At 65.1% G+C, this 19,284-nt stretch carries 16 protein-coding genes; all 16 read left to right on the forward strand.

Translation table 11 applies throughout. The annotated features are described in order from the left end of the window. Window position 1 precedes the first annotated feature (1 nt). The 16 genes from mraY (at window position 2) to TMPK1_RS10265 (ending at window position 19,268) form a co-directional block, all read left to right on the forward strand. Entirely contained in the window at window positions 2-1,087 is a 1,086-nt protein-coding gene (gene mraY, locus TMPK1_RS10190) for a phospho-N-acetylmuramoyl-pentapeptide-transferase (RefSeq protein WP_420242898.1), read from the forward strand. A gap of 7 nt (window positions 1,088-1,094) precedes the next feature. Next, window positions 1,095-2,450 carry a UDP-N-acetylmuramoyl-L-alanine--D-glutamate ligase gene (gene murD, locus TMPK1_RS10195; protein WP_420242899.1) on the forward strand — a complete coding sequence of 452 codons (1,356 nt, stop codon included), beginning with the start codon at window positions 1,095-1,097 and terminating at the stop codon, window positions 2,448-2,450. Next, a complete protein-coding gene (locus tag TMPK1_RS10200; RefSeq protein WP_420242900.1) occupies window positions 2,447-3,589 on the forward strand; it encodes an FtsW/RodA/SpoVE family cell cycle protein in 1,143 nt (380 codons plus the stop codon). The genes murD and TMPK1_RS10200 overlap by 4 nt, the downstream gene beginning before the upstream one ends. Then, window positions 3,586-4,758, forward strand: coding sequence for an undecaprenyldiphospho-muramoylpentapeptide beta-N-acetylglucosaminyltransferase (murG, locus tag TMPK1_RS10205; protein WP_420242901.1), 1,173 nt, complete (start codon window positions 3,586-3,588; stop codon window positions 4,756-4,758). The genes TMPK1_RS10200 and murG overlap by 4 nt, the downstream gene beginning before the upstream one ends. A gap of 2 nt (window positions 4,759-4,760) precedes the next feature. Next, a complete protein-coding gene (gene murC, locus TMPK1_RS10210; protein WP_420242902.1) occupies window positions 4,761-6,203 on the forward strand; it encodes a UDP-N-acetylmuramate--L-alanine ligase in 1,443 nt (480 codons plus the stop codon). Beyond that, window positions 6,200-7,120, forward strand: coding sequence for a UDP-N-acetylmuramate dehydrogenase (murB, locus tag TMPK1_RS10215; protein WP_420242903.1), 921 nt, complete (start codon window positions 6,200-6,202; stop codon window positions 7,118-7,120). Before murC ends, murB begins: the two co-directional genes overlap by 4 nt. Next, window positions 7,117-8,028, forward strand: a complete 912-nt coding sequence (locus tag TMPK1_RS10220) for a D-alanine--D-alanine ligase (RefSeq protein ID WP_420242904.1) — start codon at window positions 7,117-7,119, stop codon at window positions 8,026-8,028. Before murB ends, TMPK1_RS10220 begins: the two co-directional genes overlap by 4 nt. Then, window positions 8,013-8,885, forward strand: coding sequence for a cell division protein FtsQ/DivIB (locus TMPK1_RS10225; RefSeq protein ID WP_420242905.1), 873 nt, complete (start codon window positions 8,013-8,015; stop codon window positions 8,883-8,885). Before TMPK1_RS10220 ends, TMPK1_RS10225 begins: the two co-directional genes overlap by 16 nt. Window positions 8,886-8,909: 24 nt before the next feature. Beyond that, window positions 8,910-10,166, forward strand: coding sequence for a cell division protein FtsA (gene ftsA, locus TMPK1_RS10230; RefSeq protein WP_420242906.1), 1,257 nt, complete (start codon window positions 8,910-8,912; stop codon window positions 10,164-10,166). Window positions 10,167-10,326: 160 nt separating this feature from the next. Continuing rightward, complete coding sequence (gene ftsZ / locus TMPK1_RS10235; protein WP_420242907.1) at window positions 10,327-11,970, forward strand: cell division protein FtsZ; 1,644 nt, start codon at window positions 10,327-10,329, stop codon at window positions 11,968-11,970. A 209-nt stretch (window positions 11,971-12,179) separates the two neighbouring features. Further along, a complete protein-coding gene (gene lpxC / locus TMPK1_RS10240; RefSeq protein ID WP_420242908.1) occupies window positions 12,180-13,091 on the forward strand; it encodes a UDP-3-O-acyl-N-acetylglucosamine deacetylase in 912 nt (303 codons plus the stop codon). A gap of 126 nt (window positions 13,092-13,217) precedes the next feature. Then, entirely contained in the window at window positions 13,218-14,039 is an 822-nt protein-coding gene (locus tag TMPK1_RS10245) for an outer membrane protein assembly factor BamD (protein ID WP_420242909.1), read from the forward strand. 19 nt (window positions 14,040-14,058) lie between these two features. Next, a complete protein-coding gene (recN, locus tag TMPK1_RS10250; protein WP_420242910.1) occupies window positions 14,059-15,720 on the forward strand; it encodes a DNA repair protein RecN in 1,662 nt (553 codons plus the stop codon). Window positions 15,721-15,829: 109 nt separating this feature from the next. Beyond that, a complete protein-coding gene (gene ligA / locus TMPK1_RS10255) occupies window positions 15,830-17,956 on the forward strand; it encodes an NAD-dependent DNA ligase LigA (RefSeq protein WP_420242911.1) in 2,127 nt (708 codons plus the stop codon). Further along, window positions 17,949-18,575 carry a VOC family protein gene (locus TMPK1_RS10260; protein WP_420242912.1) on the forward strand — a complete coding sequence of 209 codons (627 nt, stop codon included), beginning with the start codon at window positions 17,949-17,951 and terminating at the stop codon, window positions 18,573-18,575. Before ligA ends, TMPK1_RS10260 begins: the two co-directional genes overlap by 8 nt. A 15-nt stretch (window positions 18,576-18,590) precedes the next feature. After that, entirely contained in the window at window positions 18,591-19,268 is a 678-nt protein-coding gene (locus tag TMPK1_RS10265; RefSeq protein ID WP_420242913.1) for a glutathione S-transferase family protein, read from the forward strand. Window positions 19,269-19,284: the final 16 nt, after the last annotated feature.

Raw genomic sequence — 19,284 nt, forward strand, 5'->3', positions numbered from 1 at the left:
GATGCTCTACAATCTGGTTGCACCCTGGGCGGACGAATTCGTTCTGTTCAATCTGTTCCGCTACATCACCTTCCGCACCGGCGGTGCGATCACGACTGCGGCACTGATCTGTTTCATCTTCGGCCCCGCGATCATCCGCTGGCTGAAGTCGAAACAAGGCGAAGGCCAACCGATCCGCAGCGACGGACCGGAAACGCATCTGAAAAAGCGCGGCACGCCGACGATGGGCGGCGTGATGATTTTGCTGGCGGTGCTGGTCAGCACGTTGCTGTGGGCCAACCTCGCCAACGTCTATACCTGGATCGTGCTGCTGGTGATCGTCGGCTTCGGCCTGATCGGTTTCGGCGACGACTATCTGAAACTCACCAAGCGCAACACCAAAGGCCTGTCGTCGCGCTTGAAGCTGGTCGCGACCTTGGTGATCGCGGGCGCCGCGGGCGGCTTGTTCGTGGCTGCGACGCGCGATCCGCTGGCGACCGGCGTCACCGTGCCGTTCTTCAAAGACGCGCTGATCCCGCTCGGCTTCATGTTCGTGCCCTGGGCGATTTTCGTCATCAGCGGGTCGAGCCACGCGGTGAATTTGACCGACGGTCTCGACGGGCTTGCGATCGTACCGGTGATGTTCGCGGCCGGCAGCTTCGGCATCATCGCCTACCTCGCCGGCAACGTCGTCTTCTCGAACTATCTGCAGATCAACCACGTGCCCGGCGCCGGCGAGCTTGCGGTGCTGTGCGGCGCAATGGTCGGCGCGGGTCTCGGCTTTCTGTGGTTCAACGCGCCGCCCGCGATGGTGTTCATGGGCGACACGGGCTCGCTGTCCTTGGGTGGCGGACTTGGCGCGGTTGCGGTCGTGACCAAGCACGAGCTGGTACTGGCGATCGTCGGCGGATTGTTCGTGCTCGAAGCCGTGTCGGTGATCGTGCAGGTCGCGTCGTTCAAGACCACCGGCAAGCGCGTCTTCCGCATGGCGCCGCTGCACCACCATTTTGAAAAGCGCGGCTGGGCCGAACCGACCGTGGTGATCCGCTTCTGGATCATCTCGGCGATTCTGGCGCTGGTCGGCCTCGCAACGTTGAAGCTGCGCTAGAGAAACGATGAATCGCGCGCTCGACCTTTCATACCTTCGCGGCAAGCCGGTCCCGGTGATGGGACTCGGTTTGAGCGGACTTGCGACTGCGCAGGCACTGCAGGCGTCGGGCGTCGAAGTATGGGCGTGGGACGACTCGCCGGAGTCGGTTGCCAAAGCGCGCGCCGCCGGCGCGCATGTCGTCGACCTTACCATTGCTGATCTTTCCCAGTGCGAGATCCTGGTTTTGTCGCCGGGCATTCCGCACAGCTTTCCCGAACCGCATCCGATTGTGCTGCGTGCACGCGAAGCCGGTTTGAAACTGGTCGGCGACGTCGAGCTGCTGGCACGTGCTGCGCCGCAAGCGCGCAAAGTCGGCATCACCGGCACCAACGGAAAATCGACCACCACGGCGCTGATCGGCCACGTGCTGCAGAAGGCCGGGATCGAAGTCGCAATCGGCGGCAATCTCGGCATTCCGGTTCTGACGTTCCCGACTCTGTCGGCGAACGGCGTCTATGTGCTGGAGATGTCGAGCTACCAGCTCGAACTGCTCGACACGTTGGTGTTCGACGTCGGCGTGCATCTGAACGTCACGCCCGATCATCTCGACCGGCACGGCGGCATGCCGGGCTATGTTGCCGCCAAGGCGCGCATGTTTGTCGGCCAGAAGGCCGGCCAGACCGCCATCGTCGGCGTCGACGATCTCTATTCCGCCGACATGGCGCGGAATCTCGGCAAGCAGAAGCTGGTGCGCTTGTCGGTGAAACATGCCGAGCCTGACGGCATCACCGTCGTCGACGGCATCATCGTCGAGAATGGACGCCGCGTTGCCGACGTGTCCGACATCCCGACCTTGCCGGGCGCGCACAATTGGCAGAACGCGGGCGCCGCCTACGCCGCGTGCCGCGCACTTGGCATCGACGAAGCAACCGTGCTTGCGCACATGCGCAGCTTCCCCGGCCTGCCGCACCGGCAGCAGCTGGTCGCGACGATCAACGGCGTGCGCTACGTCAATGACAGCAAAGCGACCAACGCCGACGCCGCTGCAAAAGCGCTCGGCTGCTACGAACAGATTCGCTGGATCGCTGGCGGTCGCCCAAAGATTGGCGGGCTGACCGGGCTCGATCGCTACATGCCGCGCGTCGCCAAGGCCTATCTGATCGGCGAAGCGCAGGCGGATTTCGCGCGCTGGCTCGAAGGCCGCGCCCAGTTCTCGCTGTGCGGTCATCTGGAGCGCGCGGTCGCAGACGCTGCGCGCGACGCACAACCCGGCGACGTCGTGCTGCTGGCGCCCGCGTGCGCCTCGTTCGACCAGTACCGGTCGTTCGAAGTGCGCGGTCAGCATTTCATGGAACTGGTTCGCGCGCTGGAGGCTGCATGAGCTTCGCCGTCGCACGTACCGACAGTTCGATCCTCGGCCGCTGGTGGTGGACCGTCGATCGTTGGACCTTGGCCGCGCTCGCCTGCATCGTGCTGATGGGCGCGTTGCTGGTCGCAGCCGCAAGCCCGCCCGTGGCGCAGCGTATCGGTCTGCCGACCTTCTATTTCGTGCAGCGTCACTTGCTGCTGCTGGGTCCGTCCTTGCTGGTGATGATCGGCGTGTCGCTGTTGTCGCCGACCAGCGTGCGCCGTCTGGCCATGGTCTGCTTTCTCGGCGCGCTGGGCGCGACGGTGCTGACGTTGTTCGCTGGCGTTGAGATCAAAGGCGCGACGCGCTGGATCCATCTTGGACCGCTGTCGGTGCAGCCGTCGGAATTCTTGAAGCCGGCCTTCGCGGTCGTGTCGGCCTGGTTCTTTGCCCGCCATCATGCTGCGCGCGAAGCGGGGCAGCGTTTCCCCGGCAATCTGATTGCGATCGGACTCTATCTGCTGACCGTCGCGGTGCTGATGAAGCAGCCCGACTTCGGCATGACCTTCGTCATCTCGGCGGTCTGGTTCGCGCAGTTCTTTTTGGCCGGCCTGCCGATCCTGTTCGTGCTGGGTCTGGCGGTGATGGGCGTGACTGCGTTGGTCGGCGCGTATTTCACCTTTAGCCACGTCGCCAGTCGCATCGACCGTTTCCTCAATCCAGCCAGCGGCGACACGTATCAGGTCGATCGTTCGCTCGAAGCCTTCGTCAATGGCGGTCTGCTCGGCACCGGCCCCGGCCAAGGCAAAGTGAAACTGTCGCTGCCCGACGCGCATGCCGACTTCATCTTTGCCGTCGCCGGTGAAGAGCTCGGCCTGTTCGCGACACTCGCGATCGTCGCGCTGTTCGGCTTCGTCGTGCTGCGCGGCTTCCAGCGTCTGACGCGCGACCAGGATTTGTTCGTCGTGCTCGCGGCCGGTGGATTGTTCACGCAGTTCGGCCTGCAGGCGCTGATCCATATGGGCTCGTCGCTGCATCTGTTGCCCGCCAAAGGTATGACCCTGCCGTTCATTTCGTTTGGCGGTTCATCCTTGCTCGCACTCGGCTTCGGCATGGGCATGGCGCTCGCGCTGACCCGCACACGTTTCGGAATGCACGGAGACAAGCGATGACCCAAGGTCTCGTTCTGCTTGCTGCCGGCGGCACCGGCGGACACATCTTCCCGGCCGAAGCATTGGCGCGCGAACTGGTTGCGCGCGGTCGCGCAGTTGCGCTGGTCACCGACAAGCGCGGCGGTGCGTTCGGCGACGATCTCGGCGTGCCTGTGCATCGCATCCGCGCTTCCTCGATGCAGCGCGGTTTGCGCGGCAAAGCACGCACCGGTCTGGAACTGGCGATCGGTGCCTGGCAGGCGCGCGCGCTGCTGAACCAACTCAAGCCTGCGATGATCGTCGGCTTTGGCGGCTATCCCTCGCTGCCGACCTTGTTCGCGGCGCGCCGCGCCGGCCTGCCCTACGTGCTGCACGAGCAGAATGCGGTTCTGGGCCGCGCCAACCGCCTCTTCGCCAAACATGCGACCCGCATCGCAACGTCGTTCGAAAACGTGACGATGCTGCCCGAAGGTGCGGACGCGCGCATCACCTTGACCGGCAATCCGACGCGGCCCGCAATCGCGGGTGTTGCGATGGTCGGCTATCCCAAGCTCACCAGCGACGGACGGCTCAATATTCTTGTCGTCGGCGGCAGCCAAGGCGCGCACATCTTCAGCGAGATCGTGCCGGCCGCGCTGGCGCATATGCCGGAAAATCTGCGCAAGCGGATTTCGATCGCGCAGCAATGCCGCGCCGACGATCTGCCCGAAGCAAAAAGCGGCTTCGCACGCAGCGGCGTCACCGCCGAGCTTGCGACTTTCTTCCAGGACATGCCGTCGCGTCTCGCCGCAGCACATATCGTGATTGCGCGTGCCGGTGCATCGACCTGCGCCGAGCTGACCGTCGCGGGCCGTCCCGCGATCCTGGTGCCCTACCCGTTTGCGATGGACGACCATCAAGCCGCCAACGCCGAACAGATCGCGGCGTCGGGCGCCGCCTGGTCGATCCCGCAACGCGCGCTGACGCCGATGGCGCTGGCGACGCGGCTCGAAAATCTGATGACCGCACCCAGCGGTTTGGAAAAAGCGGCCGACGCCGCGCGCGCACTCGGCCGAGCCGACGCAGCGCAGCGCCTCGCCGACCTCGTCGAACAAGTCGCGTCACGCGCGACACGCCCCGTTGAAACCCAATCGGTCGAAGCGCTGCCCGTTGAAGGGCTCGAGCGCCGGACCGCCCTCGCAGCAGAGTAAAGATGCGCCAACTTCCGCTTTCCATCGGCACGCTGCACTTCGTCGGAATTGGCGGCATCGGCATGTCCGGCATCGCCGAGGTGCTGCACAATCTCGGCTACGCGGTGCAGGGCTCGGACGTCACCGACAATTACAACGTCCAGCGGCTGAAGAAGCTCGGGATCAAAGTCGAGATCGGCCACAAGGCCGAGAATCTCGGCGACGCATCGGTGCTGGTCGTGTCGTCGGCGATCAAACCCGACAATGCCGAACTTCTGGCTGCCCGCGCGACGATGCTGCCGGTGGTGCGGCGCGCCGAAATGCTGGGCGAGCTGATGCGACTGAAATGGTCGGTCGCGGTTGCGGGCACGCACGGCAAGACCACGACCACGTCGCTGGTCGCCGCAGTGCTCGAACACGCGAACTTCGATCCGACCGTCATCAATGGCGGCATCGTCAACGCCTACGGCACCAATGCACGTATGGGCGCCGGCGACTGGATGGTGGTCGAAGCCGACGAAAGCGACGGCACCTTCGTCAAGCTGCCGGCGACGATCGGCATCGTCACCAACATGGATCCGGAACATCTCGACCATTTCGGATCGTTCGACGGCGTCAAAGCCGCGTTCGAACGGTTCATCGAGAACATTCCATTCTATGGCTTCGCGGCGCTGTGCATCGATCATCCCGAAGTCCAGGCGATGATCCCGCGCGTCTCCGATCGCCGCATCGTCACTTACGGATTCAGCCCGCAAGCCGACGTGCGCGCAGTCAACATCCAGCCTGGCGCCGACGGCAGCGTGTTCGACGTCACGATTTCCGAACGTCTCGCCGATCCGCGCACCATCCAGGGCGTGCGTCTGGCGATGCTGGGCATGCACAACGTCCAGAATGCGCTGGCCGCGATTGCGGTCGCCAATGAGATGGGCGTCGACAATGACGCGATCAAAGGCGCGCTGTCGAAGTTCCAGGGCGTCAAACGCCGCTTCACCAAGACCGGCACCTGGAACGGCGTCACCATCATCGACGATTACGGGCATCACCCGGTCGAAATCCAGGCGGTGTTGAAGGCCGCGCGCCAGGCGTTGCGCGCATCGCCCGGCAGCAAGGTGATCGCGGTGGTGCAACCGCATCGCTACACGCGCCTGATGTCGCTGTTCGAAGAATTCTGCACCTGCTTCAACGACGCCGACATGGTGGTGGTCGCCGACGTCTATGCGGCGGGCGAACAACCGATCGAAGGGATCAACAAAGAAGCGTTGGTCGAAGGTCTGCAGGCGCACGGCCATCGCCAGGTGACGGCGCTGTCGTCGCCCGAAGCTTTGTCCGACGTGGTGCGCGAACATGCCAAGAGCGGCGACCTCGTCGTCTGTCTCGGCGCCGGCAACATCACGCAGTGGGCCAACGCGCTGCCAGCGAAGCTGGCTTCGGAGACGACCTCTGCGAAGCTCGAGGCCGGCGGATGATGCCAGCAGCGACGCACCAACCCCACTTGATCGATCGCCTGCCGCAAGTGCGCGGCCGGATCAGCGCCGACGCGCCGTTGGCGCAGCACACCTGGTTCCGCGTCGGCGGTCCGGCCGAAGTGCTGTTCCGCCCCGCCGACATCGACGATCTCGCGACGTTCCTTAGCCGCACGCCGCGCGACGTGAATGTGCTGGTGCTGGGCGTTGCGTCGAACCTGCTGGTGCGCGACGGCGGCGTTGCGGGCGTGGTGGTGCAACTGCGCCGCGGCTTTGCCGACGTTGCGATTGACGGCGATCGCGTGATTGCGGGCGCCGGTGCGTTGGATCTCAACGTTGCGCTGACCGCGCGCGATGCGGGCCTGGCCGGTCTCGAATTTCTGTCGGGCATTCCGGGCACGATCGGCGGCGCGCTGCGTATGAATGCGGGCGCCTACGGCCGCGAGATTGTCGACGTCATCGAAAGCGCGGTCGCGCTCGACCGCGACGGCAAGCGCCATGTGCTGACGCGCGACGCGATGGGCCTCACCTATCGCCACAGCGACGTTCCCGACGATTGGATCTTCGTCGAAGCGACGTTCAAGGCGACCAAAGACGACGTTGCCGCGATCGGCGCGCGCATCGAAGAGATCCAGACGCAGCGCGCCGAGACCCAGCCGGTGCGTGCGCGCACGGGCGGCTCGACCTTTGCCAATCCCGACGGCGACAAGGCTTGGCGCCTGATCGACGAAGCGGGCTGCCGCGGTCTGCGCATCGGCGACGCGCAGGTCAGCGAGAAACATTGCAACTTCCTGATCAATGACGGTGCAGCGACTGCCGCCGATCTGGAAACGCTGGGCGAAACGGTGCGCGACCGCGTGCGCGCCAAAAGCGGCATCGAGCTGCGCTGGGAAATTAAACGAATTGGGACGCCGCGATGAAGATCACGGTTCTCCTCGGCGGCTGGTCGTCGGAACGCGAAGTCTCGCTGGTGTCGGGCGCGGCATGCGCCGATGCGCTGACGCGGCTTGGCCACGACGTGACGACCTTTGATCCGCCGCGGGATCCCGCGGCGATCGCAGCGGCGATGCGCGCGCAGAAGCCGGACGTGGTGTTCAACGCGCTGCACGGTGAAGGCGGCGAAGACGGCGTCATGCAGGCGCTGCTCGACTTGCTGGGCCTGCGCTACACCCATTCGCCGCGCCTGGCTTCGACCGTGGCGATGGACAAGCCGCTGACCAAAGCGGTGCTGGCGATGCACGGCGTGCGCAGTCCCGAAGGCAAGACTCTGTCGGTTGCGCAACTCGCCGACGGCCATCCGCTGCCGCGCCCCTACGTATTGAAGCCCGCCGCCGAAGGGTCGAGCGTCGGCATCGCGATCGTGCGCGAAGGCGACAATACGCTGCCGACCAATGATGGTTGGGACGACACGACGGTGCTGCTCGCCGAACGCTTCATCGCGGGTCGCGAACTAACCGTTGCGGTGCTGGGCGGCGAAGCGCTCGCGGTGACCGAGATCGTCTTCTCGACCGAGATGTTCGACTACACCGCGAAATACACGGCCGGCCATGCGCGCCACGTTCTGCCTGCCGACGTTCCCGCTTCGATCGCAACGCTGGCGATGCGCTGGGCGGCGACGGCGCACGACGTGCTCGGCTGCGCCGGCGCGACGCGATCGGATTTCCGTTGGGACCCCAAACAGGGCGACGACGGTCTGTTCTTCCTCGAAATCAACACGCAGCCCGGCATGACGCCGATCTCGCTGGTGCCCGAACAGGCCCAGCATCGCGGCCGCTCGTTCGACGAGCTGGTGGGCTGGATGGTGGAGGACGCATGCCAGCGCGCGTAAAACCCACGCCGCAACCCAAGCGCCGTGCTGCGCCTAAACATCCGCCGCGTTTGCGCTGGGTCGTGCGCGGCGTCGGCGTCGCATTGCTGATCGGCGGCGTCGCCTGGCTCGGCGTGTCGGGTACGGCGATGCGCATGGTCGACGCGGCGACCAACGATCTGGTGCGCACCAGCGCGTCGCTGGGGTACCGCGTACAAGTCGTGACCGTCGAAGGCCGTGTCGAAACCGACGCGCAGGAAATTCTGCGCGCGGTCGGCGTTGCGCGCGGCGATGCGATCTTAGGGTTCAATCCCGATACGGCGCGCCGCACGATCGAACAGATTCCGTGGGTGTCGTCGGCAACCGTGTCGCGCCGCCTGCCCGACACCGTCCACGTCATGATCACCGAACGGCGCCCGATCGCGCTGTGGCAGAACAGCGGCAAGCTGACTCTGATCGATCGCGACGGCACCGATCTCGGCGTGCCCGCCAGCGGTCTCGATGAATTCCGCGACCTGCCCCTCGTCGTCGGCCCCGATGCGCCGCGTCACACGCAAGCGATGCTCGATGCGTTGAAGGCGGTGCCCGATCTCGCCAAGCGCGTCAGCGCGATGGTGCGCGTCGGTGCGCGCCGCTGGGATCTGCGCCTCGATAACGGCGTCGACGTGAAATTGCCCGAAGAAGACGTGGCTGCTGCGCTGAAGCAGGTCGCCAATGCGGCCGCGAACGAGAAGCTGCTCGATCGCGACGTGCGCACCGTCGATCTGCGCCTGCCCGGCAAGATGGTGCTGCAACAGAACGAAGCGCCTGCAGCCGACAAGAAAGACAACGCCAAGAAAACGCCTGCGACGGTCGTCCGCGCAGGCCAGAGGATTTGAGATGGGCCAAGTGACATGGGCATGATGCCAAAACGTCCTCGCCACCGGCCGCGCGGATCGATCCTCGCCGCCATCGATGTCGGCTCGACCAAGATCGCGTGCTTCATCGCGCGCGTCGAAGACGAAGACCGTCTGCAACCGATCGGCATTGGCCATCAGCTCAGCCAGGGCGTGAAGGCCGGCGCGATCGTCGACATGGAAGCGGCCACCGCTGCCATCGCGCAGGCGGTCAACGCGGCCGAGCAGATGGCGGGCGAAACGATCCGCGAAGCGATGGTCAATCTGTCCGCGGCGCATGTTGAATCGCACCCGCTGACGGTCGAAGTCGCAATCAGCGGCCACCAGGTCGGCGATCTCGATCTGCGCCGGGCGCTGGCCAGCGCGCGCCAGGTCGAACGGCCGGGCGAAACCGAAATCGTCCATGCGATCCCCGTCGGCTACGCGATCGACGGCATGCGCGGCATCGAAGAGCCGCGCGGCATGTTCGGCCAAACCTTGGGCGTGCAGTTGCATGCGATCGCCGCCAATGCCGGCGCAGTGCGCACGATGGGCGTCTGCGTCGCCGACGCGCATCTGAACGTCGAAGGCATCTGCGTCGGTCCTTACGCGTCGGGTCTCGCGACCCTGGTCGACGACGAGATGGATCTCGGCTGCGTGCTGATCGATATGGGCGGCGGCACGACCGAGATCGGCGTCTTCGTCGAAGGCGTCTGCGTTCATGTCGATTGCGTGCCGGTCGGCGGCGCCCACGTGACGCGCGACGTCGCATCGGGCCTGTCGACCTCGCTCACCCATGCCGAGCGCATCAAGACTCTCTACGGCGCCGCCTTTGCGTCGGCCGCCGACGAGCGCGAGCTGATCGACGTGCCGCAAATCGGCGACGCCGAGAGTCATGGCCCCAATCATCTGCCGCGTTCGTTCCTGACCTCGATCATCCAGCCGCGCCTGGAAGAGACGTTCGAGATGGTGCGCGGCAAGCTGGAAGCATCGGGCTTTCACGCCGCTGCGGGTCGCCGCGTCGTGCTGACGGGTGGCGCATCGCAGCTCGCGGGCGTGCGCGAGCTGGCGCAGCTCATCCTCGACAAGCAGGTTCGACTGGCCCGCCCGTTCCGGATTCCGGGACTCGCGGAGAATGCAGCCGGGCCAGCTTTTGCAACCGCTGCGGGACTGCTGCGCTTCGCGGCGCGCATGCCCGACGACCTAAAGTCGCTGCCGGCGGCTCAACAAGCACCGACGTCGCTGTTCGGCAAAGTCGGTCACTGGCTGCGGGAGAATCTCTGATGTCCCGTAACCGATTCAACAGACTCAGTTTTTCGCGAAGTCGCGCGTCACCGACGGGACGACGACGAAGTCGAGTTGATCGAATTCGATTCAGTCACACGAAACACCCCATCGAATCCCGCTGCGAATCAGCGACATTGCCCCGACAGGAGACCTAAAGATGATCAACGTCCGCGTTCCGGAAGCCGAAATGAGTCTGCAGCCCCGTATCACCGTCATCGGTGTTGGTGGCGCGGGCGGCAACGCCGTCGGCAACATGATCCGCTCCAACCTCGAAGGTGTGGAGTTCCTGGTGTGCAACACCGACGCGCAGGCGCTTCGCGGCTCGGCCGCGGAACGCAAGCTGCAGCTCGGCCTCAACATCACGCGCGGCCTGGGCGCCGGCTCGAAGCCGGAAGTCGGCCGTGCCGCTGCCGAAGAAGCGCTCGACGATATTCTCGAATATCTCGAAGGCTCGAACATGGTGTTCATCACCGCCGGCATGGGCGGTGGCACGGGTTCGGGTGCAGCCCCGGTGATCGCGCGCGCCGCGCGTGAGCACGGAATCCTGACCGTCGGCGTGGTGACCAAGCCCTTCCAGTTCGAAGGCGCGCACCGGATGAAGAACGCCGAACGCGCCATCGACGAGCTGCAGCAGTTCGTCGACACGCTGATCGTGATTCCGAACCAGAATCTGTTCCGCATCGCCAACGAAAAGACGACCTTCGCCGACGCCTTCAAAATGGCCGACGAAGTGCTGCATTCGGGCGTGCGCGGTGTCACCGACCTGATGGTGATGCCGGGCCTGATCAATCTCGACTTCGCCGACATCCGCACCGTGATGAGCGAGATGGGCAAGGCGATGATGGGTACCGGTGAGGCCGAAGGCCAACGCCGCGCCATCGACGCCGCCGAAGCCGCGATCTCGAACCCGCTGCTCGACGAAGTTTCGTTGAAGGGCGCCAAGGCGATGTTGATCAACATCACCGCCGGCATGGACATCGCGTTGTTCGAAGTCGACGAAGCGGTGAACCGCGTGCGCGCCGAAGTCGATCCGGACGCCAACGTGATTTTCGGTTCGACCTTCGACCAGTCGATGGAAGGCCGCCTGCGCGTGTCGGTCGTCGCAACCGGCATCGACGCCGCGTTGATGACGCAGACCCGCCCGGTTGCGCCGACTCTGTCGGTGATTTCGAACGGTGCGCGCAAGGCCGCGACCGGTTTCGCCCCCGGCCTGTCGGCCGCGGTCGCCGCCGCGTCGATGCAAGGTGCGACCCATGCAATGCCTTCGGTAACCATGACCGCGACGGCGCTGCAGTTGGATCCCCAGCCGATGACCCCTGTCGCCATGCAGGTCGAAGTGCCGGTCGCTGCCCCGGTGGTTGCCGAGCCGGTTGTGGCGGAAGCCGCCCCGGTCGAAGCCGTTGCCCCGGTCGCGCCCGCTGCCCCGGCCTTCATCCCGCCGGCCGCGATCAGCGCCGGTCCGCGTCCGACCGTTGCCGCTCCGGCAGCAGCCCGGGCCGAACCGATGGCCGAAGCCGAACTGCTCAACGCCAAGCCGGTCCCGCCGGTGGCGCCGAAACGGTCGAGCCTGTTCAAGACCGCGCTCGGTATCGGCAAGCCGGCCCCGGCCCCGACCGTGTCGCGCGCTGAACCGACCCTGCCGAGCATGCCGGCCCCGGCAGTTGCCCCGGCCCCGGCCAGCCCGCCAGCCATTCCGGCCCAGAGCCGGCTGTCGATCGACCCGCAGGTGCGGGTGAAGCCGGCCCAGGAGAGCGACGACCTGCTCGACATCCCGGCCTTCCTGCGTCGCCAGGCAAACTAAACGATACAGTCTGAAACACGACTTTTAGGGGCGACCGCGAGGTCGCCCTTTTCTTTTGTGAATCAGGCGCTTAGCGGGCGTAACAATCGGTAGGAAAACGTGATTTTCCGCAGCGCAGGATGAGGCCTATCTCGCGGGTTGAACGCAGGGTCAGCCGGGACTCAAAACCCGGTCGAACGGCCCACAAGAAGAACCCAAGGATCTTCCAAATGCCTGCCGCCCGTCAGATCACGCTCAAGAGCGCAATCGACTGCTCCGGCGTCGGACTCCATAGCGGAGCCCGCGTGCGGCTCGAGCTCCATCCCGCCCCGGCCGACGCCGGCATCCGCTTCATCCGCACTGACCTCGCGGGCGAAGCAGCGATCTTGCCGGCCCGTTGGGATGCGGTGGTCGACACCAAGCTTTGCACCGTGCTCGGCAACCAGGCCGGCACGACGATCGGCACGATCGAACATCTGATGGCGGCGCTGGCCGGCCTCGGGATCGATAACGCCGAGATCCGCCTCGACGGTCCGGAAGTGCCGATCATGGACGGCTCGTCGGAAGCCTTCGTATTTCTGCTGGAATGCGCCGGCACCGTCGAACAGGACGCGCCCAAGCGCGCCATCGAAGTGCTGCAACGTATCTCGGTCGGCGACGACAAGGCGGGCGCTTCGATCATGCCGGCCGCGACGGCCTCGTTCGAGTTCACCATCGATTTCCGCTCGGCCGCGATCGGCCGCCAGGAACGCATCTATCGCCCGGCGCCCGGCGCCTTCAAGCGCGAGCTGTCGCGTGCCCGCACCTTCGGCTTTGTCGAAGAAGTCGATCAGCTGCGTCGCATCGGCCTGGCGCGCGGCGCCTCGCTCGACAACGCGGTCGGCATTTCGGGCGACAAGGTCCTGAACATCGGCGGCCTGCGCTATGCCGACGAATTCGTGCGCCACAAGCTGCTGGACGCGATCGGCGACCTGGCGCTGGCCGGCATGCCGCTGTTGGGCCGCTTCCACGGCCACCGCGCCGGACATGCGGTCAACAACCAGCTCCTGCGGGCACTGTTGGCCAAGCCCGACGCCTGGACGGTGGTCGAGCTGCCGGCGGCCGAAGAGGCCCGGTTCGAGCAGGTCCGCGCCAGCGCCTGATTTGTGCAGAAATTCCAGCGTGAATGGCCGGGTCCCCCCGGCCATTTGCGTTTCTAGGCCGCGTTGCTAGGCCCACCGGGCCCCGTGCTATACATCCCGCCTTCCGCTCGACCTGTTGGATTCCCGATGCTCGCTCGTCGTCTTCTGCCCGCGCTTCTGTTGACTGCTGCCCTGGCCGCCTGCTCGTCCGATGACAAGCTGACCCAGGTCGAGAAGCCGGTCGGTACGCTCTACAACGATGCGTTCACCGAAATGCACGACGAGAATTATCGTCGGGCGGCGGCTCTGTTCGACGAAGTCGAGCGCCAGCATCCGTATTCGCAGTGGGCGACGCGCGCACAGTTGATGGCCGCCTTCGCGCACTATCAGAATTTGAAATATGACGACGCCATCGTGGCGCTGGATCGCTTCATTCAGCTGCATCCGGGCTACGAGAATGTCGACTACGCCTATTACCTGAAGGCGATCTGCTACTACGAACAGATCACCGACATTCGTCGCGACCAGAAGATGACCGAGCTTGCGCTCGACTCGTTGAACGAAGTGACGCGCCGTTTCCCGGGTACGCCCTATGCGATCGACGCGGCGCGCAAGCTGCAGCTCGCGCGCGACCATCTGGCTGCCAAGTCGATGGAAATCGGTCGCTACTACCAGGAAAAGAAAATCTGGAACGCTGCGATCAATCGCTTCCGTGACGTGATCGACCGTTACCAGACGACGACCCACACGCCCGAAGCGCTGGAGCGTGTCGTCGAATGCTATCTCGCCCTCGGCCTGCGCGAAGAAGCGGTCAAGGCCGCGTCGGTGCTTGGCTACAACTATCCGGACAGTGAGTGGTATCGCGACGCCTATTCGCTCGTGAATAACGGCCGCACTGCACCCGATAGCGACAGCGGCAACAGCCGCGGCTGGTTTGGCCGCGCCTGGAATTCTCTTTCGCCGTTCTAATCGGTCGAGCGGCGGCGCCATGCTGACCGCGCTGTCGATCCGCGACGTCGTTCTGATCGAACGACTCGACCTCGTGTTTGCGCCCGGCCTGACTGTGCTGACGGGCGAAACCGGCGCCGGTAAATCCATCTTGCTGGATGCGCTAGGTCTCGCACTTGGTGCGAGAGCCGAGGCTGGGCTGGTGCGCAACGGCGCGACACAAGCGACCGTCACCGCCGAATTCGATCTGCCGAAAACCCATCCCGCACGCGCGCTGCTGGCCGAACAAGACATTACCCCGTCCGACGACACGCTGGTCGTGCGCCGCACCTTGGGAAGCGACGGGCGCAGCCGCGCCTTCATCGACGACCAACCGGTTGGCGTCGGCCTGCTGAAAAAACTCGGCGCGTCGCTGATCGAAGTGCACGGCCAGTTCGACGCGCACGCGCTGTTCGACAGCGAAACCCACCGCGAAATTCTCGACGCGCATGGCCGTCTGACTGGTGACGTCGCGAACGTCGCCAACGCTTGGGGGGCGTGGAAAGAAGCGCGCGACGCGCACCAGAAAGCCAAGACAGACGCCGACCGCGCCCGCGCCCACGAACAAGAGCTGCGCGATCACCTCGAAACACTGACCGCGCTGGCGCCCAAAGACGGCGAAGCTGCAAAGCTGATGGCGCAGCGCGCGACGTTGCAGCACCACGACTTGTTGGTTCAGGCGCTGCAAGCAGCGGAAGCAGAGCTCGTGGGTGCGCGCGGTGCGCAGCCGGCAATCGAACGGGCGCGTCGCGGCCTGGATCGTGCTGCCGACAAAGTTGGCGCGCCGCTGGATTCGGCACGGCAGGCGTTGGACCGCGCGCAAGCCGAACTCGACGAGGCGATCGGCGCGCTGCACACGATCGGCGCCAGCCTGGATCCGGCCGACGCGTCGCTGGAAAAAGTCGACGACCGTCTGCACGACCTGAAAACCCACGCGCGCCGCCACGGCGTCGAACCCGACGCATTGCCGGCATTGGTCGAACGGCTACAAAGAGAACTAGCGCTGGTCGAAGGCGGCGGTGCTGCAATCGACAAGCTCGCCAAAGCCGAGCAAGTCGCGCGCGCTGCCTATGTCGACGCCGCGACGTCGCTGTCAGCCAAGCGCGCAGCGGCAGCCAAGAAACTCGACAAGGCGGTCGCTGCCGAATTGCCGCCGCTGAAACTCGAGAAGGCGCGCTTCGCAACCGAGCTCGACCTGTTGCCCGAAAGCGACTGGGGACCGAACGGGCGCGAACGCGCTGTGTTCGCGGTCGCGACCAATCCGGGCCAGAAGCTTGGGCCGCTGGCCAAGATCGCATCGGGCGGTGAGTTGGCGCGGTTTCTTCTCGCGCTCAAAGTGGTTCTTGCCGGTGTCGGCAGTGCGCGCACCTTGGTCTTCGACGAAGTCGATGCCGGTGTCGGCGGCGCGACCGCCGATGCAGTCGGCGAGCGGCTAAACCGGCTTGCAGAACAGGCGCAGGTGCTGGTCGTGACCCATAGTCCGCAAGTCGCAGCGCGCGGCGCAATTCATCTGCGCGTCGAAAAAGGCGGCAAGACCAAAGTCGCAACCAACGTGGTGACGTTGGACGACACTGGCCGCCGCGAAGAAGTAGCGCGCATGTTGTCGGGCGCGGTCGTGACCGACGAAGCCCGCGCGCAGGCCAAGCGTTTGATGAACACATGATGTGCCTCCTCTCGTCATCCCCGCGTAGGCGGGGATCCATCGTAGAGCAGGCTCGTTTCTGGGAGATCGCGGCGGCGGATGAATGGATCCCCGCCTTCGCGGGGATGACATGAGTAAGAAAAAGGCGACCGACCCAACCGATCTGCTGCGCAATCCCGACGGCGACGACGACGCCGCTGCGCTGATCGGCGCGTTGATCGACGAGATCCGCAAACACGACGTCGCCTATCACCAGAAAGACGCGCCGACCGTTTCCGACGCGGACTACGACAAGTTGAAACGCCGGCTGTCGCTGCTGGAAAAGACCTATCCGCACCTGCTGCGCGAAGACAGCCCGTCGCTGTCGGTTGGCGCAGCACCGGCGCAGGGATTCCGCAAAGTCAAACATGCGCGGCCGATGCTGTCGCTCAACAACGCGTTCAGCGACGAGGACGTCGCCGACTTTGCGCAATCGGTGCGCTCGTTCCTCAAAGAATACAAAGACGATCCCGATCTCAAACTCGACTTCGTCGCCGAAGCCAAGATCGACGGCCTGTCCTGCTCGCTAACCTACGAGAATGGCGAGCTGGTGCTGGCCGCAACACGCGGCGACGGGCAGGAAGGCGAAGACGTCACCGCCAATGCGCGTTTCGTCGGCGACATTCCGCAAAAGCTGAAAGGCAAAGACTGGCCCGCCAAGCTGGAAGTGCGCGGCGAAGTCTATATGGAGCGCGCAGCCTTTCTGGCGCTCAACGAACGCCGCGCCGAAGCGGGCCTGCCGCTCTTCGTCAATCCGCGCAACACGGCGGCGGGTGCGCTGCGCCAGCTCGACGCCAACGAAACCAAGAACCGTCCGGTGCGTTTCTTCGGCTATGCGCTGGGCGAAAGTTCCGCGCCTGTCGCCGACACGCAGCACGGCATTCGCGCCAAGCTGCACAAATGGGGGTTCGAACTGAACGAACCCGCTAAGCTGACCAGCAGCGTCGACGAGCTGCTCGACTTCTACCGCGAGATCGGCGAACGCCGCGCCAAGCTGCCTTACGACATTGACGGCGTCGTCTACAAAGTCGACCGCGTCGATCTGCAACGCCGTCTCGGCGACGTGCAGCGCGCACCGCGCTGGGCGGTGGCGCATAAATTCCCGGCCGAACGCGCAACCACCGTGCTGGAAAAGATCGACATTCAGGTCGGCCGTACCGGCGCGCTGACGCCGGTTGCGCATCTGACGCCGGTCAATGTCGGCGGCGTGATGGTGGCGCGCGCCACCTTGCACAATGCCGACGAAATCGAGCGCAAGGACATTCGCGAAGGCGACACGGTCGTCATTCAGCGCGCCGGCGACGTGATCCCGCAAGTCGTCGAAGTCGTGCTGGAGAAACGCCCGAAAGGTTCGAAAGAATTCAAATTCCCGCACAAATGCCCGTGCCCGCTGAAGACGGAAACCCACCGTCCCGAAGGCGAAGCGGTGACGCGCTGCACCGGCGAGCTGGAATGTCCGTTCCAGCAAGTCGAACGGCTGCGCTATTTCGCGTCGCGCGATGCGATGGACATTGAGGGGATGGGCGAAACCACGGTCGAGCAGTTCGTCGAAGAAAAGCTGCTCAAACACCTCGCCGACATCTTCAAGCTCAAGGCCAAGCGCAAACAGATTCTCGAATTGCCGGGCTGGAAAGAAACCTCGACCGACAAGCTGCTGGCCGCGATCGAAGCGCGCCGCGGCGCGCCGCTCGACCGGTTCCTGACCGGGCTCGGCATTCGCTATGTCGGCGGCACCAACGCGCGCAAGCTGGCGCTGCATTACGGCGACTACCCGACCTGGCGCAAAGCGATGGCCGACGCGCAGGTCGAAGACAGCGAAGCACGCAAGGAGTTGGAAGGCGTCTTTGTCGGCGATTCCAAAACCGCCAAAGGCGTGGTCGCGAAAGAGCTGATCGCCTTCTTCGAAGACAAGCGCAACGTCCACGCGCTCGACGATCTCGCCGGCGAAGTCCAACCGAGCGCGATCGAGCGACCCAAGAATGACAGCGCGGTTGCGGGCAAGACCGTCGTCTTCACCGGCACGCTGGAAAAGATGACGCGCCCCGAAGCCAAGGCACGCGCCGAACAGCTCGGCGCCAAAGTCGCGGGCTCGGTGTCGAAGAAAACCGACTATGTCGTTGCGGGCGCCGAAGCCGGTTCGAAACTCAAGACTGCGACCGAGCTGGGCGTGACGGTGCTGACTGAAGACGAATGGCTGGCGTTGATCGGGGATGGTTGAACTCGATCACATCACTGTCGCCGCCGCGACGTTGGACGAAGCGGCGCGCTACGTCGAAGAACGGTTGGGGATCGACAGTGGTCCCGGCGGCGCGCATGCGCGGATGGGGACGCACAACCGGCTGCTGCGGCTGGGGCCGGCGTTGTTTCTCGAAATGATTGCGCCCGATCCGGACAATCCAACGCCGCCGCAACATTGGTTCGGGCTTGGCGACGCGATCAACCTGTCGTCGTTGCAACGAAACGGGCCGCGCCTCGCAACCTGGGTCGTGCGTACCGGCGACATTGCGCTTGGCGCGCGTTCGCCGATTGCGCTGGGACCGGCGGCGCGGGTTGCACGCGGCAATCTTGAATGGTCGATCACCGTGCCCGAGGACGGCTCGATGCCCGCCGACGGCGCCATGCCGACGTTGATTCAATGGCCCGACGGTCCGCATCCCGCGTCGCGCATGCACGACGCCGGCGCGACCTTGGTCGGGTTGCAGGTGCGCAGCCCCGAAGACGTTGCGGGTGCATGCGCTGCGATCGGCTTCCACGATCCGCGCGTGACGTTCGAAACCGGCGCGCTGCAATTGACGGCGAAGATCGCGACGCCGCACGGCGTGCGTACGCTCTTCTAAGAAGGACAGCGCAACATGATCACCCTGTTCGGCGAAGGACGTGGCTTCCGGGTCGTCTGGTTGCTGGAAGAGATGGAGCTTCCCTATCGGCTGCGGCCGGTGGATCTGCTGGCCGGCGTCGAGAACGACACCGAGTTTCTTGCTGTCAATCCGGCCGGATTTATTCCGGCGCTCCAGGACGGCGACGTCACGATGGTCGAGTCGATTGCGATTATGGAGTATTTAATCGCGCGCTACGGGCCGACACCGCTCGCGCCGGATCCGCACGATCCAACTTTCCCAGCCTATCAACAGTTCCTGCATCTCGGCGAAGCCGGTCTTGCCGCCTCGCTGTATTTCGTGACCGGAGCCCGCCGCCTCGCGCCCGAAGCCGAGCGCGACAATTGGAGCGCGCGGCAGGCGCTGCGCGTGTTCGAGAGCCGGCGTGGCGTGGTGAAGCGACAGCTCGCGCGCACGCCCTATCTCGCCGGCGATACCTTCACCGCCGCTGATATTTCGGTGGCCTACGCGCTTTTGTCGGCCCGACGCAGCGGCGTCATGACGTTCGACGAGGTGGAAGAGGCCTATGTCGCGCGCACCACCGAACGCGCCGGGTACAAGCGGACGATGGCGGCCTGTCACGCCACGCGCGGGTGGGACGAATCCGTGTTCGGCCGCAAGGACGACGCTGGATCCGCGCCTGCGCGGGGATGACGAACGCGTTCGCGTT

It is taken from the genome of Roseiterribacter gracilis (assembly GCA_018332375.1).
Lineage (GTDB): Bacteria > Pseudomonadota > Alphaproteobacteria > BOG-932 > Roseiterribacteraceae > Roseiterribacter > Roseiterribacter gracilis.